Below are 20,130 nucleotides of genomic sequence, written 5' to 3' on the forward strand. Positions count from 1 at the left end.
GTCGGTCAAAACCTAAATCCCACAAACACGTCTTGTCAAAACGGGAGCGTATCAATGTTCAAAGTGGCAGCAACCCCGCTGGCGGTACTCTTATCGATGGGCGCGACAGCGGCATTGTCCGAGAGTGGAACTTATGAGCTGGATCCTGGACACAGTCAGGTATTGTTCAGCTACAACCACATCGGGTTCTCAGAAACGTTTGGAATGTTCTCAGGTTTTAGCGGCGAGATCGAGTTCAACGAAGATGATCCGTCTGCGTCATCTGTCACAGTGTCTATGCCTGTAAAATCCATGATCACGGGCTGGGATGCACGTCTGCAACACTTCATGTCAGATGATTTTTTTCGCGCGAGCGATGGTGATGTGGTCACATTCGCCTCCACCAGCATTGAAGTCACCGGGGAAAATACCGCGAATATTTCTGGCGATCTGACCATGAATGGTATCACCAAACCCGTTGTTCTGGAAACGACGCTCAACAAGTCAGCGCCATACCCGTTTGGTGCAAAGGAGGGCACCCCGACCTTGGGACTGGCAGCGACGGCGATCATCGTGCGGTCTGAATTCGGACTTGGGGCGTTTGCACCTGCGGTGAGCGACGAGATAGAGCTCTTAATCAATATCGAAGCGTTAAAGGGTGAGTGAAGTGTACAAGGGCACCGATACGGTGCTCAGCACTCAATCTTTTTGATTGGCGGATGGTCAACACGATGAATGTACACATGAGAACATTGGCGGTTGCTGTGACGGTAGTAGCATTGATGTGCTCGATGGCATCCGCGCAAGAGCGCTCCTTGCCGGAGCGCACCTCGCCCCGTCCCGAAACGACAAGCGGCGTACCGCATACTCAGATTGGTGTCGAAATTAATGCCGATTTGGCCCAGCTATTGCTGGAGCGAGTTGCCCAATTCCCAGGGGTCACACTTGGCCCAACACGCATATCATTACCTGGCGCGATTGGCTTTCAGCTTAATCCTGACATGTTGTTGTCTCAACCGAACTCTATCGTCGGTGGGTTTGAGTTTGCGCATATGCATACTGATGGCAGCTTGCACGCTTCGCTGCACCCGGCAATGGCGCGGCGGGCAATTGAGGCCGGCTGGGCAGTAGCGCACCCTTGGGCCGATCAACGCCCCGGATGGAGCGGCTTTGTCATGATCTATACTCCAACCACACCAGAAGAGTTGGATGTCGTCATCGATCTGGTCGAAAGTTCGTACACCTTCATCACCGGCAACACCTTGGGTTAAACGCCCACCTGCTGACCTTGCCGTTGCTGACTAATACGCAGGTCAGTCAAAATTCAGTTTTACCGGAATTTCAGGTGATCCATGTTCCACTGTTCCAGCCGGGCATGATCCAGAGATGTGGCGCACCCAAAATGGGTGCAACTAGGATATATATGGCGAAACATCCTCGAAACTTGTCAAAACCTCCTACCCCCATTAGGTATTTGGTATGTTTCGCCTGGTCCTGTCGATATTTCTTGTTATTGCATTCTCTGGCGCATCCGCAGCGTCCGTGAAGCATGGCTTGACCCATGGATCGGATCATTCTGGTCATCATGCTCAAATGGCGGACGACGATCCGTTGGCTGATGCCGAGAAAGCTGCTGCGGATTGTTGCGACACCACCAGCGGCATGGGTTCAACATCCTGTTTTGGTGATCTTGTCGCCACGGCGGGGATTTCGCCGATTGCTCCATTGGTGATCTCAGTGGGTAGTGTGACGGGCGCTGGAGCCGATTTTTCGGGCCTCGCACTGGGTGTTCCCACCGGTCCTCCGAAAGCCTGAATGGCAACGGGCGCTCGCCCGCATTCCGTTCAGATTTCACATCAAAGGACCGACAGACATGATCACACGTCGTCACTTCACCACACTATCTGCAACTGCTCTCATCGCGACCGCTCTTCCCGTCCGTGCAGGCACCCCGATGCACGTGCTCAGCTCACCAGGTTGCGGATGTTGTCACGCATGGGCCGACTTGGCACGTGCACGTGGCTACGCCGTCACAGTTGAGGAACTGACTGACCCCGAGGCACAGAAGTCAGCGCGGGGTATCCCGCTGAATCTCGCATCTTGTCACACCATTGAAGCCGATGGTTATGTCTTTGAGGGCCATGTGCCGTTCAAAGCACTGGAAGCCGTGTTGAAGGATCGGCCTGACATCACAGGGCTTGCTGTTCCCGGCATGCCAATGGGCTCCCCTGGTATGGGCGACGATCCGTCCGCCCGTTACGACGTCATTGCATTTGGGGGCGAGGCTGCGGCCGGTACGGTGTACTACCGCGCGGGCACCGCGCAGCCGTTCGACACCTGATGCTAGGGCGCACAACACTCTTGGTCACCGGTGGGCTTGCGCTCGCCGGTTTCTCTGTAGCGTTCGTTTTGGCCCAAGCCTCTGAGCCGGTCGGTCTTTTAACACCTGATGACGCGGAAGTTGTCGCCGTTGGCCAAGATATATACGCGGACCAATGTGCTGCCTGCCACGGTGAGAACCTTGAAGGACAGCCAAACTGGCGGATACGCGGCGAGGATGGTTTGCTACCAGCACCGCCGCATGACGCCACAGGGCATACGTGGCACCACGATGATGAAACGCTTTTCACCCTGACCAAATTTGGCCTGGCCGGACTGATGGAAAATGTGCCCCCAACCGGTATGCCGACCTATGAAGGTGTGCTCAGCGATGACGAAATCATAGCGGTCCTATCTTTTATCAAGTCAACCTGGCCCTATGACCTTCGTGAGTACCACGACGAGTTGAATGCCCAATCCGAATAGAGGAAAACTCAGATGATCAAACAAACTCTTATCGGCTTGGTCGTAGCAATGGCTCCAATGCTTGCGGCCGCGCATTCAATGTCCGAAGCAACGACACCGACTGACGGTGCTACCGTCACGGAAGTGCCGGAGCTTTCCATGCGGTTCGATGATCCGATGCTCATCATCTCGGTCACGCTGACCTCACCCGATGGCGATGTCGAAATTGACCGCGAAACGGGTATGGACCCCGCCATAGAGTTCCGGGCTATGCCTTTGGAGGAGCTTGCACCCGGAAGCTACCGCTTCGACTGGCGCGGTATGGCTTCCGACGGTCACCCGATGCAGGGCAGCTTCTCTTTCACGGTCGCTGAGTGATCGGTCTGGCACCCATTGACGGTGTTGTTGTCTTGGCCATTTTGGCGAAAGCAATTGGCTACGGCGCGGCGCTGTTGGCGATGGGTGGCGTCCTGTTCATCGTTCTCTTTGCCACGCGCGCCGAGGCGTCCGTTTTGCGCCTTGCACGGTACCTTGCGGTCGGAGCTGCGATTGTCGGTCTTGCCATGCTTGCTCTACGTTTCGGCATCAGAGCGGCGCGGATATCTGGGATGGGCTTTGACGGTGCGACGGACCCAATAATGCTTGGCTTTGTTTGGGACAGTCCGCTTGGAGCCGCCGCGATTTGGCGAGGAGTGGGTGAACTCGCGATATTGGCAATCCTGCTCTCCCACGTCGGGCAGTGGTTCGCTTTGGCGGGCAGTCTTGCTGTAGCGATTTCCTTTGCCCAGGTGGGACACTCGCTTGGAGAGCCTAGGGCGATTCTCGCCGTCTTGCTGGTTCTTCATCTGCTGGCTGCCGCGTTTTGGGTCGGTGCTCTCCTGCCCTTACGCAAAGCGGCGCTCACTCCCACTGGGGCCGATCTACTGCACCACTTTGGCAGTGTCGCTGCTTATGGAGTTGCCGTCCTGATTGTTGCAGGCGCAGCGCTCGCGTGGCTGCTTTCGGACTCCGTAGCCGCCTTGTTTGGGACGGCATATGGATTGGGGCTTTTGGTCAAGGTCGTGATCGTTTCTGCCCTTTTTGGCCTCGCGGCGCTGAACAAGCTGAGATTTGTTCCGGCTCTCAGGGCTGAGAAGCGTGGCGCGGAAATTGCTCTCCGACGGTCGATTTCAATGGAGATGTTGGCTGTTGTCCTGATCCTGTTTGCAACGGCGACGCTAACCAGTGTGACGACACCTCCCATCAATCTCTGACGGCTTATAGTCCGAAGCCGGAACTGCAAATCTTTTTTACGTATGCCCGCTTAGGTCTGCGAACGGCCTGATGCATACACAGCAACGAAAGAAGACGACCAGGATACCAAGGGGCTCGGTTTCGCCGTTCGCTGCTTTTCGTATCAGTGACTAGAGGCAGCCCGAAGCAGACTTTCAAATCGGGGCTTTGCAATTCCACCTTTGCGGATATATCTTCGGGTAAAATGGAGCGATTTGCCGACACCAAAATGACGGTAATGCGCCGCAGCCCAGCCATCTGCGAAGCGCATGGGAATGTCCGGCTTACGCGCTTAGTGACCTGCTGCATGAGCATAGTTCGACACACGATCGATGGCGGGTTCGGGCTCTTACCGATATTCTATGCCAAGGCCGGTCAGTTGGTACTCAAGTCACACTGAAGCACCAAGATACATTCCCCTACATCGTCTTTTCTCATTGATCTGGTACTGGCTTCGACAGATAGAGAGGTCTGCGGTGGCTGTCTTCCTTCGCAAGTGGCGCATGTCAAAGCGCTGCCGGAGGATCTCCGCTGGCCTTTATTCACGGCTTACGCACCTGCCACAGGCCCTATCAGAGGACGTCATGCCCCTTTCACCTGACGGTCAAGACCGCGCTACTCGCGCCATTGACCCATTGCCAATACGCCTTATCAAGCGCGCTATACTGGTTCTTATCGGCCTGTTTTATTTCCTCTTCGTGGCCTTTGCCCCTCTTCTTTGCGTTCGGCGCAGAGGGTTTCGGGGTTGGTATTGGCGCCTGGTGAAACGGTCATGTTCACGCCTGCTGTGGCTCCTCAGCATCCGCGTCGAGATGTGTCCTGAGGAAAAGAATGCCCTCGCCGCCGACACCAACAGCATCATCGTGGTTAACCACCGTAGCCATCTCGATGGCTTCAGTCTCATGCACGTGGTGCCCGACACCAAATGGTTCACTTTCGCGGCGAAGTCAGAGTTCTGGAACAGCAAACTCCTGCGCACTGGTTTTGATGGAGCGGGTCTCGTCCCTATCAACCGGGACTCCGGCTCAACGGCCATGGATACGCTGATAAAGGCTGTCAAGGAAATGCCCGCCCGCTGTTCCATCGTGCTATTCCCAGAAGGCACCCGAGCCAAAACAGAATCGCTAGGGGACTTTAAAGCGGGTGCAGTCTTAGTCGCCCGAGAAACCGGTCGCACGATCACCCCTATTGTCATCCACGACAGCGATAGTCTACTTCCACGCGGCAAACATTTACCGCGCAGCGGGACGATCCGTGTGGAGGCATTGCCAGCATTCGCGTGCGATCCTGCCGCTAGCGTGGATGAGGATCTGACGCGATTGCGCAGGCAGATGATGGCTGTGTTTGAGCGGTGAAGTCTGTTTGACAGAAATATGCAGAAACCGAGTTTGTTGAGTTTCGGCTACGCGTAGCGGCAGATAACAGATTTGCGGAACAGTTTTACTTGTCGGTGGGGTTTCTCCAACGGGTATCGATATGCGAAGACCTAGTTAGTTCCCGTATTTCAGTATGCTCTTAGCCAGTCTTATCTATGGTTGGACTGCTTGGTATTATCACTGAACCCTCAGAAGAGAATGGACATTTGAGTGCCCTGAACTCGCTATTCATGCCGGAGGCAGAAAAAGCAGGGGAGACACGAATTTGCCAGATGCTGTACGACGTATGAGTGACCAAAAGCTAACACTAAGCCGCCATCAGACCACCAGCTTCGCCTGCGATATCGACTATGCAGTCATCGCCGGTCTGAATGCGATTTGCCGGGCTTTCTCCTCCGAGTTCCAATTTGGGTGAGGTTAACCAGAACGCGCATTGCCACGGCGTCATTTCACGTGGCAGGGCTTTCAACACTTTTTCCATCAAAGGAAGCGGGGTTCCATCCTCAGCAAACTGGAAAGATGGATAGGCGTTGGCCCCATTGTAAGGCAAAGAAAGTACCTTCCCGGTTCTTGTCCAGATGTCGGCTATGGCTCGCATTCGATGCGTAGAACCAAGGTCACTCAGATCTACAAAAAGACAGGCAACCTGCGCGCTGTTCAGCTTCTGCTTGGCCACACGAAGATGGACAGCACTGTCCGGTATCTCGGTGTTGAGCTAGAAGATGCGTTGGCTATCGCGGAAGCTATTGAAATTTAACATCGTCGGGCCGCTCTCACGGGCGGCCCAATGCGGACATTCACCCACTGATCGCCATGCTGCGGTGCGGTCCGCCAAACCCGCCATTCGCGGCGGCCGCGAAATCATGGCTGTAGCCAATTCACACATCGCGAAAAAAGCGCTATTTCGCTGCAGCTGCGCCAATGTCTGATCCTGGGACTTTGCAGAGCGGCCATTGGGTTTCTCGTTCACTACTTTTCCCAATGAGGTACCCAGTCTCCTTCCATGCGCAGTGACACTCCCGCGGCATCTTCCTCAAGCTTCACCACGTGCAGCTCACCCTTGTCGCCACCGTAAGTCTCACGCGCTTTCTCAAATTGCGCACAGACCAGACGAGTTGCTGGGGCCTGTGTTCCGGCATCATCACAGGCCTCGACAATGAGCCCCAGATCTTTTTGACACAGGTCCAACGTGAAAGATGGATCGTAGTGCCCGGCAAAGACCGAGGGGGCATCATGGTGCATGCACCAGCTTTCGCTAGCCCCTATTTTCAGGGCCTCCCATGCGCGGGACAATTCAACGCCGGACTTTACGGCCATGACCAGTGCTTCACCCATCGCTGTGGCGTGAATTGCCCAGAGTTGGTTGCTGGCCAGTTTGGTGATTGATCCGCTGCCGCTTTGTCCCATGTAATGCATCGGCCCCATGAGCTCCATTACAGGGCGGATGCGTTCGATGGTCTCCTCTCTGCCGCCTGCGAACTGTGGCATGTTGCCTGTACGGGCACCATCAACCGCTCCAGACACTGGCGCATCAACCGCCTGCGCGCCTTTGGCAGCAAGTTCGAGGCCAAGTTCCCGCGCAAGATTGGGCTGATTGGTCGTCATATCGACCCAGATCTGACCCTCCCCCATCGCTGAAAGAAGCCCGTTCTCACCGCGCACCACTTGTTCGATCTGCTTTGGGCCAAACACCATGGTAAAGACGATGTCGGCTCCTTTGGCGGCCATGGCAGGCGTGTCAGCCCAAGATGCTCCAAGTTCGAGATGCTGATTGGCGCGGTCAGGGTCCAGATCACAAACGGCCAGCTGATGGCCGCCCTTGATCAAGTTCAGGGCCGCAGCCCCACCCATCGTGCCAAGGCCGATAAAGCCAATGCGCATGTGGTCGTCTCCTAAGGTTGGTAACTATGCAGCGGCTAGGATTTCATCGGTCGATTGAACCGTACCAAATTCGCCGTGAAGGTTGGCAAGCGTGACTGAGTGAATTTGCTCGGCGGTATGGGTCACTCCATCTGGCCCCGTCGAGTTGTAGGCCCAAACTGCGTCAGACGCATAGACCATATCAAAACCAAGGCTGCTGGCCGAACGTGCAGCCGATTCCGCACAATGATTGGCGGTGGCACCACAGATGATCACCCGTTCAATACCCGCAGCTCGCAAATCCGACAGAAGTGTCGTTCCGCCAAACGCGCTGGAGACGTGCTTGATGATCACCTGCTCATCATTCTGAGGGGCTGCAAATGGCTGAACAGCAGCGCCTGGAACGTCTGGATGAAACGGATCATCCGCATCAGTGCCATGGTGATGGACATGGATGATCTTGTCGCCGGACCCGCGAAACTGTGACAGCAATCGTGCGATATTTTCGGAGGCTTCCGGGCACGATCGCTCGGCACCGGCGGCGTCTTCATGAGCGAGTGCCATTTGCACATCAATAACGAGAAGAGCAGTTTTCATTCGAGTTTTCCTTATTGTGCCTGTGTCATCGCGGCTTTGCGATCGCCAAGAATTTTTTCGACACGTTTGCCATAAATGCGCACATTGATGTCGTCGCTGATGACACGGCCCATCTGTTCATCATAGGTCATAATTGCCGTAATTCTGGGATGTGCGCCAAACACTTCGGTAACACCATGCAAGGAATATCCACCGCGAAACAACGTGAACGTTCCAGCCCTACGATCGAACTTTTGCGTATGCGACATGTCTCCGGCCAACAAACGGTCGACAGCGGCGCGGTCTTCGGTCTCGTCGGTGCGGGAATTTGGAAGGAAGGCAAAATCGCCACCACTTTCCGCAGCTTTCAAAAGCAACGTCACCGTGCATTCAGTCGTGTCGTAATGCCATGCGTGCCAACTGCCGGGGTATAGTGCGACAACATTCAATGCCTGGAATTCATCAGCGCAGCGATACAGCACAGGTTTCTTTTGTACTCGACGGACAAAATCAGTAAGAATTTCTGACTGATAAAGCTGCTGGATCAGCGTATCTGCGGGCAATTGGTCGTCGGCCAATTGGGTCGCAACATGGGTGTATTCGCGACGTCTGGGGTCATCAGCAGGCAGCGTAGGATCAACTGCACCCTGATAAATGTTCCGCTTGATGGTCAGAACCTCGGCTCCGGGCAAAAAGTTGGTCGTTTCGTCTTCGAGGGCGGCAAGAGCGTCAGGGCGGATGAACCCATCCAGATTGCACCAGCCATGCGTTTCCATATGGTCCTGACACACTTTAAGAAACTCCGCGCCTTCACCTGTTTCCAGATCAGCAATGGGGTAACGCGCTAGATCGACAAGGTTCAGGGCCATGTCTGCATCGGTTCCCAGATCGGTTTTTGACATCATGCTCTCCTCTGAATTCCAGTCCTTACAGGGCCGTTACGCTTTGGTAGTTCGGCTAATGTCGGAAGTTAAACGAAACTAATTGCCCTCAAGCACATAAATAACTTATGCAACGCGGATGAAGCAGAACCTCAACCTGAATTGGCTGCGCACATTTGATGCCGCCGCTCGCCATCTAAGCTTTACGGCCGCAAGCCATGAATTGGGCCTAACGCAAACAGCCGTCAGCCAACATATCAAGGCGCTAGAGACCAAGCTTGGGCAAAAACTATTCATCCGCCGCGCCAAAAGCCTGCAGCTTACGGACATCGGTCAAGCCTATTTGGTTTCGGTGCGTGATGCACTTGAACACATCGCGTTTTCAACAAGCGGGCTTTTCGGGCCTGAGTTAGACACAACCATCATTCTGCGCGCTTCGGCGGCGATGATCATCTGGCTCTCGCCGAAACTGTCTGCCTTCCAGGAGGCACATCCCAACATCGGGATCAAGCTAGTAACGTCGCTGTGGCAAAACGAGCTAGAAAAACACCCCGTAGACGTCGAGATTTTGTTGGCCGCGCAGAACCAATTTGACCCACACATGGTCAAGCTGTCGGACGAGCGGATCGTACCCGTTTGCGGGACGCAAACATCAACGAAGATCCAAAGGCTCGCAGATCTGACTAAGCTCGACGCGATTCACGTCTTGGGCTTTGACGACCATTGGGCGCGTTATCTTTCCGCCAATGGCCTGCCAACTGACAACATTTCCCCGCGAATTGTCGTCGATACCTCTGTAGCTGCCTGTGAAATAGCAGCATCCGAGAACGGATGTGCCATTATGTTTGAGCGGTTTGCACAGCAAGCCATCGCAACGGGTCGACCAATCAAAATTGTCGGTGATCCGGTCGCAAACGGTCAGTCACATTATGTCGTCCAACGAAATACCACCCCAAACGAGAAACGCGCATCAACAGCATTTTGTGAATGGGTGGCAACCTGCTTTTGAGGATTGCTTCGCAGCCACCAAGGTAAATCCATAAAGATTTTGGGACATCTCGAGAAGTGCCTTCAGGCAATCTGCCCGAGATAGCCGCAACTCCGGCACTGAAGGGTCGCGCTTTTTGACGGCAGGTTCAGCCCGATTGTGGGGAACTTCTCCGGGCGTTCGCTGGCGGCCTCATGCGCGTGCCAACAGCACAGGTTGGCATACCAGAAGCCGATACATTGAATTCAAGAAACGTTTCCACAGCGCCGACAACTTCTGCCCGCTTTAGCGCCTTCAATCGATCTTTCTCCAGCAACATATGCAAGGTGCGATCTATCATCAGCACGTCGAATTGGCCTTCGAGGCCCAGGCTGCATAAACGAGAACTTGGGGCGGCATCAAACCGCGACAGGTCCACCTAAACAAATGGCAGAGACCGAGCCATGACCCAGTCATGTTAAGCTGTGGCTGGCAGGAAAAGCTTCCCCCTTCGTGCCAATTCGCAAGAAACGGGTCGCCTATTCCGCGAGGCGCGAGATAACTTAGTGGTCGCAAGTTTACCGTTGGATACGCAAGACATGGCTCAAACTCCGATGATATCGATTGATCTGAAGGCTGCGATCATGTTGCTGCTGCTCGCTGCTGTGTGGGGCGGATCGTTCTTTTTCGCCGAAGTAGCGTTGTCGGAAGTTCCGCCCCTCACGATCACTCTTCACAGGGTTTTCTGGGCTGTTCCTCTGCTTGCCCTGATCGTCGGCCTGAAAGGATTGCGGTTTCCAACGTCTTTAAGAGTTTGGGGCGCTTTTCTTGTTATGGGGGCGCTCAACAACGCCATTCCCTTTTCGCTGATCTTTTGGGGGCAAACGCAGATCAACAGTGGGCTTGCCTCGATACTGAATGCGACGACCGCGATGTTTGCGGCTGTTGTAGCGGGTGTACTTCTCAAAGACGAACCCCTGACACCGAAGAAAATTGTGGGTGCCGCATTGGGTATCGCCGGGGTGGCCTTCATCATGGGGCCAAGCGCGTTGACGGAATTCAACCCCAGTAATCTGGCGCAGCTCGCAATCCTCGGCGCGACGCTGTCGTATGCCTTCGCCGGTGTCTGGGGACGGACTGCGCTGTCCGATCAACCCCCGCTGGTAAACGCGTTTGGCATGTTGGTTGGCAGCACAATTCTCATGATTCCGGTTGTCTATGTCGTCGATGGTCCCCCGAGTTTTGCGCTATCCCCAAGTGTTTGGGCTGCGCTGTTGGGTTTGGTGGTCCTCTCTACTGTGCTGGCCTATATTCTTTACTTTGCAATCCTGGCCCGGGCGGGCGCTGCAAATCTTCTTTTGGTCACCTTGCTGATCCCGCCTTTCGCAATTGCGCTTGGTGTGATGTTCCTGGGCGAGCGGATGGAGCCGGAAGCATGGATCGGATTTGGCATAATTGCTCTGGGTTTCGCGGTCACAGACGGGCGGTTGTTCTCGCGATTGCTACGTCGCAGGCCGCGCCATGTAAAATAATGAAACCGCGGACAAAACCCTTTCCCGAGTGAGGATTCCTGTCACAACTCGACCCGGTCCTGCGCGGGTCCAACGTGAGCCATCATGTCGGCACAGCGCTATCTTGCAGGCATTGCTCTGATCCGGACAGATGACGGCCTATCGACCAAGCTTAACATGCAGTAATACACCTGCATATCGGCAATCGATGACAGATACTCAACTCGATCTCATATTCAAAGCCCTTGCTGACAGCACGCGCCGTCGCATCATCGACCGTCTGAGCAAGCAACCGGTTCAGCCCTTGTTCGAGGTCTGCGCGTCATCGGTTGCCGAGGATGGCGTTGCATTGTCCCGTCAGACGGTTTCCCAGCACCTTGCTGTATTAGAGAAAGCTGGCTTGATCGAGACATCCTGGAAAGGGCGCACAAAAGCACATTCGTTGTCTATCGGCGATGATCATGTCGCGGCTGCTCTATGGATCAAAAAATACAAACAGAATGGAGAAAAACCATGAAAATCTATGTGACGAACGTCTTTGTCGATGACCAAGACAAAGCAGAGAAGTTCTACACTGATGTCCTCGGTTTCAAGGTGAAGAACAACATCCCCTAAGGTGCAAGTCGTTGGTTGACGGTTGCATCCAGCGAAGATCCAGACGGGCCGGAATTGCTCTTTGAGCCAAGTGAACATCCGGCTGTGAAGCCCTACAAGGACGCGCTGGTTGCCGATGGTATTCCCGCGCATTCCTTTCAGGTTGTGAACCTTGATGCGGAACGAAAAAGACTGGGCGAGCTGGACGTAGAGTTTGTTGTTGAGCCTATGGATGCAGGACCGGTTCGCATGGCGGTTTTCGATGACACGTGCGGCAATCTCATTCAACTGATCGAGATGACAGACACCGCTGCCGCGTGATCGCCGCGGTATTTCGACCCTGCCTACGCCTGGCTGGCCCCGGTATGGGCTTCACGACAAGCAAACCTCTTTTTCCAGGTCGCTGCTCGCTGCTCGTCGCGTTTTTCATATTCGGCTACAGCCTGGACGATATCGCGATCCGCCAGACCTTCCCGATCGTGCGCCAGATCTGCCATTCGCATCGTGAACCATGCCGTCATGCCACCTGGTGGCAGAGTGGAGAAGCGCGGGAAGGTGGGATCACCGTTTCCCGCCTGCCAGGTCTTGGGCAAAGCGGGATCAAGGATGAAGCCTCGTGCTATACCCACCGCATCCACATCCCCTGAAACGACGGCGGCCTCTGCTTCTTTGCGATGTTTGAACCCACCGGTGACCATGAGCGGCATCGCAGTCACCGCCCGTGCCGCCCGGGCAAATTCCAGAAAATACGGGCCGCTGGTCGCACGTTCGGAACTTGAGGGCGCGCCGGGGAAATAGGTTCCACCGCTGATGTCCAGCAGATCAACGCCCTTACCTTCAAGAGCTGCAACCACCCTGAGCGCGTCTTCTTCTGTCAGCCCGCCGGCAAGTTGGTCAGTGGCGTTCAATTTGACCGCCACTGTAAAATCAGACGGCACCGCTTCGCGGACGGCTTCAACTGTCTCGATCAAAAGGCGCATCCGCGCATGGATCTGACCGCCGTATTCATCCGTCCTGTGGTTGAAAAGTGGAGAGAGAAACTGGCTCAGTAGAAATCCGTGTGCGGCATGAACCTGAACACCACCAAATCCCAGTTCGGCCGCATAACGGGCTGTGCGGGCAAAACACTCTGGAATAGCCTTGATCTCAACCAGAGACATTGCTTCGCTATGGAAATCTGGAAAGTCTATGGCGCTCGGGCCCTTGGGAAGGCTGATCGGCCGATGCGCCAAAGCTCCGGCATGACCAAGCTGCAGCCAGAGCTGCGCACCGTTGGCCGATCCGCGCTGGGCAAGGTCACTGAAGGCCGCTGTGTCAGATTGACTATCGAGCACAAGATTACCTGGTTTTTCGGGGTAACGCGGATCACCCTGCACCTCACCGATGATCGACGCCGCCGTGCCACCAGCAGCCCAGCGTTCATAGAGACGCATCTGTGCAGCGGTCGGGTTGCCCCGGCCATCACCCAGTGAATCCGACATCGCCGATTTGATGATCCGGTTCTTCAACACACGCCCATTCGGCAGAGTGAGCGGTGAAAAGAGAGAGGTGTTCGAAGCGGAGGTCAAGGCAAATCCCCTTGGTTAATTGATCTACCTCTGAGATAACTTGGAATAGGTATGTTGATAATATGGTTTTTTGGATCAACATTTGATAGTTTTTGGCACAAATGACACAGAAAACCGAACTGGAAATATTGTTGGCTGTCGTTGACCACGGCAACTTTTCGGCTGCTGCCCGCGTGTTGGGATACACTCCATCGGCTGTCGGAAAGCGGGTGTATCAACTAGAGCAGAAGTTGCGGGTGCCGCTTCTTGTCCGCTCGACCCGGCGAATGACGTTGACCGAGGCGGGGCAGCGATATGTGGGGGAAGCAAGGGATATTCTTGCCCGTCTGACAGCCTTGGAAGAAGATATCGCCGATGACACCGGCAACCTGCGCGGCCCAATCCGCCTGACGAGTTCGGCGGCGCTTGGCCAGTTACATGTGGTCCCTTTGGTGATCGAATTCATGGAACTCAATCCGGAGGTCGAAATCGAATTGCTGCTGACAGACAAGATCGTCGACTTGGTAGGAGAGGGCTTCGATATCGCGGTCCGCAGCGGCGTCTTGCCAGATTCATCCCTTGTTTTGCGAAAGCTGACGAACAATAGGCGGGTTCCCTGCGCCGCGCCAGCCTATCTCGAACAGCATGGTGTTCCTCAGCGGCCAGTGGACCTCACCACGCACAAATGTCTGCGCCTCGGTCAGGAAAAGCAGCTTTCGGATTGGGGATTCATACGAACAACGGGGGGCGTATCGAGGCTTGGGCCAGGATTCTCCTGCAACAGTCTCGACGCGCTTCACGCAGCGTGCCGCGCTGGGCGCGGCATAGCATGGCTACCGGAGTTTCTCATCTCTCATGACTTGAAAACAGGGCGATTGCACTCGGTTTTGCCCGATCACACGGAGCCGAGTGCAGGTGGTGGGATCTTCATTTTACGCCCGGAAATGCCTTACCTGCCGCGACGCGTTCGGGCCTTATCCGACTATCTCGCTGATCGTTTCACTGAAAAGGCCACCGGGAGTTTCGCTTGACACCTAGGAATGATCTGCGGGCCGCGCAAAAGCCCAATTGCGTGGATTGCAAACCACTCCGGAGGCTTTGATCGTGTCGTTTATGCAGAGGCAATACCGGCCAGAAGACAGTTAGTCGCTTCTTTGGCATGACCGTCGGATTCATCCTTCTTTGGTCGTCTGTTGCCCAGCAAAGCACCGTTTCGAAATACCAGCAGCCTTACCGTTGCCCAGAGCCTAAGCCAGATCTTTGAACATATAGGTTGTGGGCTCCAACCGGTTTTCGAACGGGTTGCGGCAATAGTTTGGAATCTCTCCGGCGATCTGAAACCCAAGGCTTTGATACAAATTCTGCGATGGGTCGGAGCTGCGGGTGTCCAGCAACAGCAGCGTTCGCCCCAGCTGCGCCGCGCGTGTTTCCAACGCGTTCATCAATGCGCGTCCCAGACCTTTGCGCCTGGCATCGGGGTGAACCAACAGCTTGGCCACGTCCGCCCGGTGGGGCTGATTTGGCATGACAGCGGGTATCAGTTGCACCGTGCCCACAACCCGCTGCGCATCACGGGCAACGAACAAATCCACCGCGCCAGAGCTCAAATCCGGCCGAATGCGATCCGCCCAGTATTGCCGGGCCTGTTCCGGTGAAAACGGCAGGATAAACCCAATGCTGGCCCCGGCATGCACGCATCTGTGCAGAATGTCGGTCAGATCCTCCAGCGCCGCGCCAAATTCGACCCCTGTCAGGCGCGCAATCATATCAGCACCAGCAGGTACCGTGCACCGCGGGTGGGCGGGGTTTCAAACCGGGTTGGGCCAGACAAGTGATAGCGCAGGCAATCGCCACCACTCAGGTCATGGGCAACGTCATCCACGGTCAGGGTCAAAGCACCGTCCAGCAGGATCAGATGATGTTCCTGCCCCGGCTTCGGCGGCGTCTCGTAAGAGATCACGGTGCCCGGTGGCAGATGCCCTTCCATCACCTCGCCGCTTAACCCCGTTGCCGGGGGTGAGACGGACCGACGCGTAAATCCGGTTTCGGGATCGCTCCATTCCGGTTGCCGTTCAAACGGGACACGAGGGTCAAAGCTGTCTTCGACCATCATCAAAAGGCGTGACATCGGCAAGCCGTACGCAGCGCATAATCGCCCCAGCGTTTCTGCGGTTGGGCTGACATCACCCTTCTCCATTCTGGACAGGGTGGCGCGGCTAATGCTGCTGTGTTCGGCCAGTTGGTCCAGGGACCACCCGCGACCTTGCCGCAGCTCGCTCAGCCGGTTGGCGAGTCGGTTTGCGAGATCATCTAACACAGTTCAAATATGGAAAAAGGTTTCATATACGGAAATATCGCTTAAAAATAAATGATACACAAGAAGAAAAGGCGCAGAATGCTCTGCGCCCTTTCAACTACTCAATTGATCTTGGGTGGATTACTTCCAGCCAACCTCGTTAAAAGTTTTCTGCGCCGCAGGGATGTTTTTGGCCACATCTGACAGGTCTACGTCATCTGCCTTGAACTCTCCCAGAGCTTTGACGGAGTCCGCGAGGGCGACGTTTTCAACCGCCGGAAACTCGTCATTGCCACCCGAAAAATACTGCTGTGCCGAGTCGCTAGCCAGGTATTCGAGAAACAGGATCGCGTTGTCCTTGTTCGGAGCGTTGGCCGCGACACCGGCGCCGGACAGGTTCATGTGGGCACCATAGCTGTCCTGATTGGGAAAGACCCAGCCGATCGCGTCGATATCTGCAGACACACCTTTGACGTCTTTACGGATGGCGCGGGCGTAGTAATAGGTGTTCGATACGGCAATGTCGCACTCGCCCGACACGATGCCGCGCAGCTGGTCGGTGTCACCGCCCTGTGGGTCACGGGCCATATTCGCCACGACGCCCTCGGCCCATGCTTTGGCCGCCTCTGGTCCTTCATGGGTGATTATCGAGGCCAGCAAAGTCTGGTTGTACGTGTTGCTGGACGACCGGATGCAAACCAGCCCCTCGTATTCAGGCTTGGCCAGATCGGCATAAGTGGCCGGAGGGTTGGCTACGTTTTCCTTGTCGAAAAAGATGATGCGCCCGCGCTGGGAAAACCCGAACCATTGGTTGTCGCTGTCCTGCAGGTTGGCGGGAATGCGGTCTTCCAGAACGGCGCTGTCAACGGTTTGCAGAATGCCCGCGTTTTTGGCCCGCTCCAAACGAGAGGTGTCGACGGTCAGAAGAATGTCAGCTGGTGAGTTCGCGCCCTCGGCCTCCATCCGGGCAATCAGCTCGTCGGCTTTGCCTTCGATACGGTTGATGGTGATCCCTGTGGCCTCTTCGAAATCAGAGTACAGGCGCTCGTCGGTGTCGTAGTGGCGCGACGAATACAGGTTCAGCTCGCCTTCGGCAGCGGCGGAAGTTGCGATCAGGGCCGTCAAGGCGGCAGCAACGCAGGTAGAGGATTTCAGCATCATATGTTCCAACATTGAAAATCGTGGTCGGCTTAACCCGACTGATTTGGTCAATTAAACAATTCTGGGAGGGATGCAAGTAAAACTGACAAATTTAGTCGGTTAAGTGGTCACTGGTGTGACACCATACGCGAAACGACTGACATGGCAAGGCTAGGGACTGAAGCGAATGTCGGCTTTGCGGAGTGGTTTCAACTGATCACCGCAACACTTTCAGCAAATTTTTCAGCTGGTGTTTGGTATTGCAAGGTCTTCCGCGGCCGTTCGTTGAGCTGTCTGGCGATGGCACTGAGTTTTGCCTGAGAGTGCACCGATAAATCGGTTCCACGCGGTAGATATTGGCGAAGAAGGCGGTTGGTATTTTCATTGGAACCGCGTTGCCAGGGTGAATGTGGATCGCAGAAATAGACCTCAGCATCAGTTGCCATGGTCAATCGTGGATGGTCCGCGAGTTCCTTTCCACGATCCCAAGTCAGGGATTTATAGAGCTCCTTCGGCAGGCGCTTTGAGTGTTTGATCAGCCCCGAGATTACGCTCCCGGTGTCCTTATTGGCGACCTTGATCAACATGACATAGCGAGATTGACGTTCAACCAGAGTGGCGACATAGCTGTTTTTGGAGCCACCGATCAGGTCGCCTTCCCAATGCCCAGGAACGGCGCGATCCTCAACGCAGGTAAGTCGTTCGCTGATCGAGACGGTATCTTTGACCTGTCCCAGACCCTTGCGCTTGAGGCTGGCATGCCGTGATCGACGCACCGTGCGCCTGGCGCGCAGATGATCCAGCAACTCTTTCTTCAGCACCCCGCGCGCCTGGATGTACAGGCTTCGATAAATCGTCTCATGCGACACCTGTTTTTGCGCCTCTCCCGGAAAGTTGCGTTTGAGCCAGCCCGCAATCTGTTCGGGCGACCATTTGCGGCGCAGCTTTGCGGATACTGCGCGGGCCAACACCGGGTGGCAAGCAAGCTTGCATGCTTTGGGTCGCAGAGCGCGATCCCAGGCCGCCTGTTCCGAAGCTGCCGCCCGATAGGCAACGTGGCCGCCATTGCGCCGGACCTCACGGCTGATCGTCGAAGGCGCGCGGCCCAATTGAAACGCAATGGACCGCAAAGACCTGCCTGTACTGAGCCCACGCGATATCTCTTCTCGTTCGCCAAGGACCAGAGCCCGTTTGTTCCGCGTCAAATCCGGCGGACGGATGCCGCCAGTCGGGGAGATGACGGAAAACACAGACGAGGACTGTCGATCAAACACTCGACCGATAGAACTCATCGACTCCCCGCGCTGCCAACGATCCCAAATCTCAGCACGCTGCGCGGCGTCATAGTAAATGCGACGACGGTACTTCATGGCAAACACTCCATCTTTGCTCAAAGATTAAAGTGCTGCGTCCACCTGTTGAGAGCACCGGACGAAGAGTATTTTTGATAGACCTCAAAACCTGCGCTCGCAACGTGCCACATTGCGGGCGGTGATTGGCCTGTTCTAAGGAGCGTCAAGCCGCTGACGACCGACACAGACAACTCGCGCGGATCGGAATGTCCGCACGTGCCGCGGCTTGATCAAGAAGCAGTTTGACATGTGGGAGTTCAACGGTCTCGCCTCTGCGTTGGAGACATTCGTGAAGGCCATGTAGACCCCACACATTGCGGGGATTCTGGCTTGGCCGCGGGAGCTTGCCATCGAGTCCCAGGTCGGCGCGGTATACTGCTTCAGCCTCGTTATGTTCGCCAGCCTCAATCAGCAACGCACCCAGCGCATGGCGCGTTGGTTGAGGCCAAGACCATGGTTCTTCATATTCTAATCCATCGTCCAATTTGACTGCCTTGCGAAGGTGATCGAGACCGGATTTCAGATTGCCGGCTTTGAACTTAACTTCACCTTTCATCATCTCTTCTGCTATGGCGAGAACATCGCGTGCCTTATTGTTAAATAGCATTCGACTATCCGGCACTTCGGCATAGGCGGCAGTGAAATTACCCATTTCGGACTGCGCCTCTTCGTGACGCCCGAGATTGGCGAGAGCAATAGCCTTGGCATAGTAGATGAGTGCGTTGGTGGTTACGTAGAGCTCCTTATCCTCTGGTTGTGGAAGTTCGAGAATCTCAGCCCACATTCCGAACCGGATATAGACATGAGGTGCCGCCGCCACGAAGGTCTCGAATATGTCAGGGTAAGAGCGCACCACCTCGTCTGGCACTTCATCGCGCAGGCGGGTAACCGATTCCACGGCAGCAGCCTTTTGACCAAGGAACATCGCGCCGTAAAAAGCAAAGTGCAGATTGTGAATGCGGTAAAGAGCGTAGAAATTCGCCGCCCCAGCATATTCCTTGAACGCCTCATCCACCTTGGCCGCAGCGAGGTTGCGGTAAAGCACGTTCTGATACTCACCGCAGAGAACGTCGATATGTGTGGCCATATGAACTAGGTGACCAGCATCGGGCACAAGATCTGTAAGCTTGTCGCCATGACGTAACGCCTTTTCTGGGTGCGGCGACATTTCCATCAGGTGTATATACATATGCAACAAACCCGGATGATCCCACGCACCTGGGAGTTGGTCAAAGGCTCGTTCGAGAACTGACATGGCCTCGAGGGTCGAAGCTTCGGGGTTTGGAATTCCGTTGCTAAAATCCCAGAGCTGCCATGGCGTCCGGTTCATCATCGCTTCTGCGTAGATGCATGCAATGTCCAGATCGTCCTTGTTGGCCTCGTAGACGGGTTTCATCACCTCCGCAAACCCATCGTTGAAGGGTTGATAATCCTCGATTGCTGGATCTGTAGGATAGCGCGAAGCCAATGCCTCAATTAATGAACGCTCCGTTGGCTTGGCGTTTTCAATTGCGAGCCCGGCTTTGAGTGCTGCGTGAGCCTTTGCCAGCGCAGGCGCCTTCTCATCGGGAGTGAATACCTCCCAAGGTTTATTGTAATTCGGACCAATGGCGTAGGCTATACCCCAATAGGCCAGCGCGCAGTTGGGATCGGCTTCGACAGCCTTCTCAAAGCAGACGATTGCCTCATCGTGATTGTAAGCGAACACCCAAACAAGGCCTCGATCAAACCATGTCTGTGCTGCAGGCACAGTACTTACAGGGCGGCTGTAACATCCCAAATCAAAGTAACCGGTCACAAGAAATACCCCCTCTTGAAAAGCGCACCCTAACACGATTCGCCGAACATTGATCGAATGCTCTAAATTTGAAACTGAAGTGCCGCCAAAAGTCGGCCTTGTCCCGTTTTGTGTGAATTTACTGGCATTTCGTTATTTCAGTCGCGGTGAATGTATCTTTTGACGGGCCGTGCCGCAGCGCTCCGAACTCGTAATCA

At 55.2% G+C, this 20,130-nt stretch carries 21 protein-coding genes and 2 pseudogenes; 14 read left to right on the forward strand and 9 right to left on the reverse strand.

The annotated features are described in order from the left end of the window. The first annotated feature begins 54 nt into the window (after positions 1-54). The 9 genes and pseudogenes from RUM8411_RS15630 to RUM8411_RS23070 form a co-directional block, all read left to right on the forward strand. Positions 55-645: a YceI family protein gene (locus RUM8411_RS15630; RefSeq protein ID WP_085823649.1), complete on the forward strand. Its 591-nt coding sequence runs from the start codon at positions 55-57 to the stop codon at positions 643-645. A 77-nt stretch (positions 646-722) separates the two neighbouring features. Continuing rightward, positions 723-1,250 (forward strand): luciferase domain-containing protein, encoded by a 528-nt coding sequence (locus tag RUM8411_RS15635; RefSeq protein ID WP_234995260.1) that lies wholly within the window; start codon positions 723-725, stop codon positions 1,248-1,250. Between the two features lie 208 nt (positions 1,251-1,458). Continuing rightward, positions 1,459-1,794, forward strand: coding sequence for a hypothetical protein (locus RUM8411_RS15640; protein ID WP_085823651.1), 336 nt, complete (start codon positions 1,459-1,461; stop codon positions 1,792-1,794). A gap of 58 nt (positions 1,795-1,852) precedes the next feature. Beyond that, complete coding sequence (locus RUM8411_RS15645) at positions 1,853-2,320, forward strand: DUF411 domain-containing protein (protein ID WP_085823652.1); 468 nt, start codon at positions 1,853-1,855, stop codon at positions 2,318-2,320. Further along, a complete protein-coding gene (locus RUM8411_RS15650) occupies positions 2,320-2,784 on the forward strand; it encodes a c-type cytochrome (protein ID WP_085823653.1) in 465 nt (154 codons plus the stop codon). The genes RUM8411_RS15645 and RUM8411_RS15650 overlap by 1 nt, the downstream gene beginning before the upstream one ends. Before the next feature lie 12 nt (positions 2,785-2,796). Beyond that, the gene (locus tag RUM8411_RS15655; protein ID WP_234995261.1) at positions 2,797-3,141 is read left to right on the forward strand and encodes a copper resistance CopC family protein; all 345 of its coding nucleotides are present in this window, start codon (positions 2,797-2,799) and stop codon (positions 3,139-3,141) included. After that, the gene (locus RUM8411_RS15660) at positions 3,138-4,016 is read left to right on the forward strand and encodes a CopD family protein (RefSeq protein ID WP_085823654.1); all 879 of its coding nucleotides are present in this window, start codon (positions 3,138-3,140) and stop codon (positions 4,014-4,016) included. Before RUM8411_RS15655 ends, RUM8411_RS15660 begins: the two co-directional genes overlap by 4 nt. Before the next feature lie 603 nt (positions 4,017-4,619). Then, the gene (locus tag RUM8411_RS15665; protein WP_159453909.1) at positions 4,620-5,390 is read left to right on the forward strand and encodes a lysophospholipid acyltransferase family protein; all 771 of its coding nucleotides are present in this window, start codon (positions 4,620-4,622) and stop codon (positions 5,388-5,390) included. Between the two features lie 607 nt (positions 5,391-5,997). Next, positions 5,998-6,168: pseudogene (locus tag RUM8411_RS23070) on the forward strand (tyrosine-type recombinase/integrase); the annotation flags it as partial. 212 nt (positions 6,169-6,380) lie between these two features. On the opposite strand, the gene RUM8411_RS15675 reads toward RUM8411_RS23070, so the two are convergent. The 3 genes from RUM8411_RS15675 to RUM8411_RS15685 are packed head-to-tail and all read right to left on the reverse strand — an operon-like array spanning position 6,381 to position 8,749. Next, positions 6,381-7,292, reverse strand: coding sequence for an NAD(P)-dependent oxidoreductase (locus RUM8411_RS15675; RefSeq protein WP_085823656.1), 912 nt, complete (start codon positions 7,290-7,292; stop codon positions 6,381-6,383). A 24-nt stretch (positions 7,293-7,316) separates the two neighbouring features. After that, positions 7,317-7,868 carry an isochorismatase family protein gene (locus RUM8411_RS15680; RefSeq protein WP_085823657.1) on the reverse strand — a complete coding sequence of 184 codons (552 nt, stop codon included), beginning with the start codon at positions 7,866-7,868 and terminating at the stop codon, positions 7,317-7,319. A gap of 11 nt (positions 7,869-7,879) precedes the next feature. Further along, a complete protein-coding gene (locus RUM8411_RS15685) occupies positions 7,880-8,749 on the reverse strand; it encodes a HalD/BesD family halogenase (RefSeq protein WP_085823658.1) in 870 nt (289 codons plus the stop codon). 118 nt (positions 8,750-8,867) lie between these two features. Between RUM8411_RS15685 and RUM8411_RS15690 the strand changes: the two genes are divergently transcribed. The 4 genes and pseudogenes from RUM8411_RS15690 (at position 8,868) to RUM8411_RS15705 (ending at position 12,121) form a co-directional block, all read left to right on the forward strand. After that, positions 8,868-9,737, forward strand: a complete 870-nt coding sequence (locus RUM8411_RS15690; RefSeq protein ID WP_085823659.1) for a LysR family transcriptional regulator — start codon at positions 8,868-8,870, stop codon at positions 9,735-9,737. A gap of 557 nt (positions 9,738-10,294) precedes the next feature. Further along, positions 10,295-11,227, forward strand: a complete 933-nt coding sequence (locus tag RUM8411_RS15695) for a DMT family transporter (protein WP_234995262.1) — start codon at positions 10,295-10,297, stop codon at positions 11,225-11,227. A 187-nt stretch (positions 11,228-11,414) separates the two neighbouring features. Then, positions 11,415-11,723, forward strand: coding sequence for an ArsR/SmtB family transcription factor (locus RUM8411_RS15700; protein ID WP_085823660.1), 309 nt, complete (start codon positions 11,415-11,417; stop codon positions 11,721-11,723). Continuing rightward, a pseudogene (locus RUM8411_RS15705) lies at positions 11,720-12,121 on the forward strand (VOC family protein). Before RUM8411_RS15700 ends, RUM8411_RS15705 begins: the two are co-directional and overlap by 4 nt. A 23-nt stretch (positions 12,122-12,144) precedes the next feature. On the opposite strand, the gene RUM8411_RS15710 reads toward RUM8411_RS15705, so the two are convergent. Continuing rightward, positions 12,145-13,368 (reverse strand): NADH:flavin oxidoreductase/NADH oxidase family protein, encoded by a 1,224-nt coding sequence (locus RUM8411_RS15710; RefSeq protein ID WP_085823661.1) that lies wholly within the window; start codon positions 13,366-13,368, stop codon positions 12,145-12,147. Between the two features lie 101 nt (positions 13,369-13,469). On the opposite strand from RUM8411_RS15710, the gene RUM8411_RS15715 reads away from it, so the two are divergent. Next, on the forward strand, positions 13,470-14,378 hold the full coding sequence (locus RUM8411_RS15715) for a LysR family transcriptional regulator (protein ID WP_085823662.1): 909 nt from the start codon (positions 13,470-13,472) through the stop codon (positions 14,376-14,378). Between the two features lie 216 nt (positions 14,379-14,594). Here RUM8411_RS15715 and RUM8411_RS15720 read toward each other — a convergent pair whose 3' ends face one another. From RUM8411_RS15720 to RUM8411_RS15740, 5 genes are all read right to left on the reverse strand, one after another. After that, positions 14,595-15,113, reverse strand: coding sequence for a GNAT family N-acetyltransferase (locus RUM8411_RS15720; RefSeq protein WP_085823663.1), 519 nt, complete (start codon positions 15,111-15,113; stop codon positions 14,595-14,597). Beyond that, the gene (locus RUM8411_RS15725; protein WP_085823664.1) at positions 15,110-15,664 is read right to left on the reverse strand and encodes a helix-turn-helix domain-containing protein; all 555 of its coding nucleotides are present in this window, start codon (positions 15,662-15,664) and stop codon (positions 15,110-15,112) included. Before RUM8411_RS15725 ends, RUM8411_RS15720 begins: the two co-directional genes overlap by 4 nt. A 120-nt stretch (positions 15,665-15,784) precedes the next feature. Next, positions 15,785-16,801, reverse strand: coding sequence for an extracellular solute-binding protein (locus tag RUM8411_RS15730; protein ID WP_085823665.1), 1,017 nt, complete (start codon positions 16,799-16,801; stop codon positions 15,785-15,787). 191 nt (positions 16,802-16,992) lie between these two features. Further along, on the reverse strand, positions 16,993-18,153 hold the full coding sequence (locus RUM8411_RS15735) for an IS30 family transposase (protein ID WP_085823703.1): 1,161 nt from the start codon (positions 18,151-18,153) through the stop codon (positions 16,993-16,995). Between the two features lie 145 nt (positions 18,154-18,298). Further along, positions 18,299-19,933, reverse strand: a complete 1,635-nt coding sequence (locus RUM8411_RS15740) for a tetratricopeptide repeat protein (protein ID WP_085823666.1) — start codon at positions 19,931-19,933, stop codon at positions 18,299-18,301. Between the last annotated feature and the right edge of the window lie 197 nt (positions 19,934-20,130).

The organism is Ruegeria meonggei (assembly GCF_900172215.1).
Classification (GTDB): domain Bacteria; phylum Pseudomonadota; class Alphaproteobacteria; order Rhodobacterales; family Rhodobacteraceae; genus Ruegeria; species Ruegeria meonggei.

Bases quoted from the DNA above. Each gene is read 5' to 3' on its own strand.
- RUM8411_RS15715 (WP_085823662.1), top strand. From the start codon at position 13,470: ATGACACAGAAAACCGAACTGGAAATATTGTTGGCTGTCGTTGACCAC.
- RUM8411_RS15675 (WP_085823656.1), bottom strand. From the start codon at position 7,292: ATGCGCATTGGCTTTATCGGCCTTGGCACGATGGGTGGGGCTGCGGCC.
- RUM8411_RS15635 (WP_234995260.1), top strand. From the start codon at position 723: ATGAGAACATTGGCGGTTGCTGTGACGGTAGTAGCATTGATGTGCTCG.
- RUM8411_RS15690 (WP_085823659.1), top strand. From the start codon at position 8,868: ATGAAGCAGAACCTCAACCTGAATTGGCTGCGCACATTTGATGCCGCC.
- RUM8411_RS15645 (WP_085823652.1), top strand. From the start codon at position 1,853: ATGATCACACGTCGTCACTTCACCACACTATCTGCAACTGCTCTCATC.
- RUM8411_RS15720 (WP_085823663.1), bottom strand. From the start codon at position 15,113: ATGATTGCGCGCCTGACAGGGGTCGAATTTGGCGCGGCGCTGGAGGAT.
- RUM8411_RS15730 (WP_085823665.1), bottom strand. From the start codon at position 16,801: ATGCTGAAATCCTCTACCTGCGTTGCTGCCGCCTTGACGGCCCTGATC.
- RUM8411_RS15630 (WP_085823649.1), top strand. From the start codon at position 55: ATGTTCAAAGTGGCAGCAACCCCGCTGGCGGTACTCTTATCGATGGGC.
- RUM8411_RS15700 (WP_085823660.1), top strand. From the start codon at position 11,415: ATGACAGATACTCAACTCGATCTCATATTCAAAGCCCTTGCTGACAGC.
- RUM8411_RS15650 (WP_085823653.1), top strand. From the start codon at position 2,320: ATGCTAGGGCGCACAACACTCTTGGTCACCGGTGGGCTTGCGCTCGCC.
- RUM8411_RS15655 (WP_234995261.1), top strand. From the start codon at position 2,797: ATGATCAAACAAACTCTTATCGGCTTGGTCGTAGCAATGGCTCCAATG.
- RUM8411_RS15665 (WP_159453909.1), top strand. From the start codon at position 4,620: ATGCCCCTTTCACCTGACGGTCAAGACCGCGCTACTCGCGCCATTGAC.
- RUM8411_RS15640 (WP_085823651.1), top strand. From the start codon at position 1,459: ATGTTTCGCCTGGTCCTGTCGATATTTCTTGTTATTGCATTCTCTGGC.
- RUM8411_RS15735 (WP_085823703.1), bottom strand. From the start codon at position 18,153: ATGAAGTACCGTCGTCGCATTTACTATGACGCCGCGCAGCGTGCTGAG.
- RUM8411_RS15695 (WP_234995262.1), top strand. From the start codon at position 10,295: ATGGCTCAAACTCCGATGATATCGATTGATCTGAAGGCTGCGATCATG.
- RUM8411_RS15680 (WP_085823657.1), bottom strand. From the start codon at position 7,868: ATGAAAACTGCTCTTCTCGTTATTGATGTGCAAATGGCACTCGCTCAT.
- RUM8411_RS15685 (WP_085823658.1), bottom strand. From the start codon at position 8,749: ATGTCAAAAACCGATCTGGGAACCGATGCAGACATGGCCCTGAACCTT.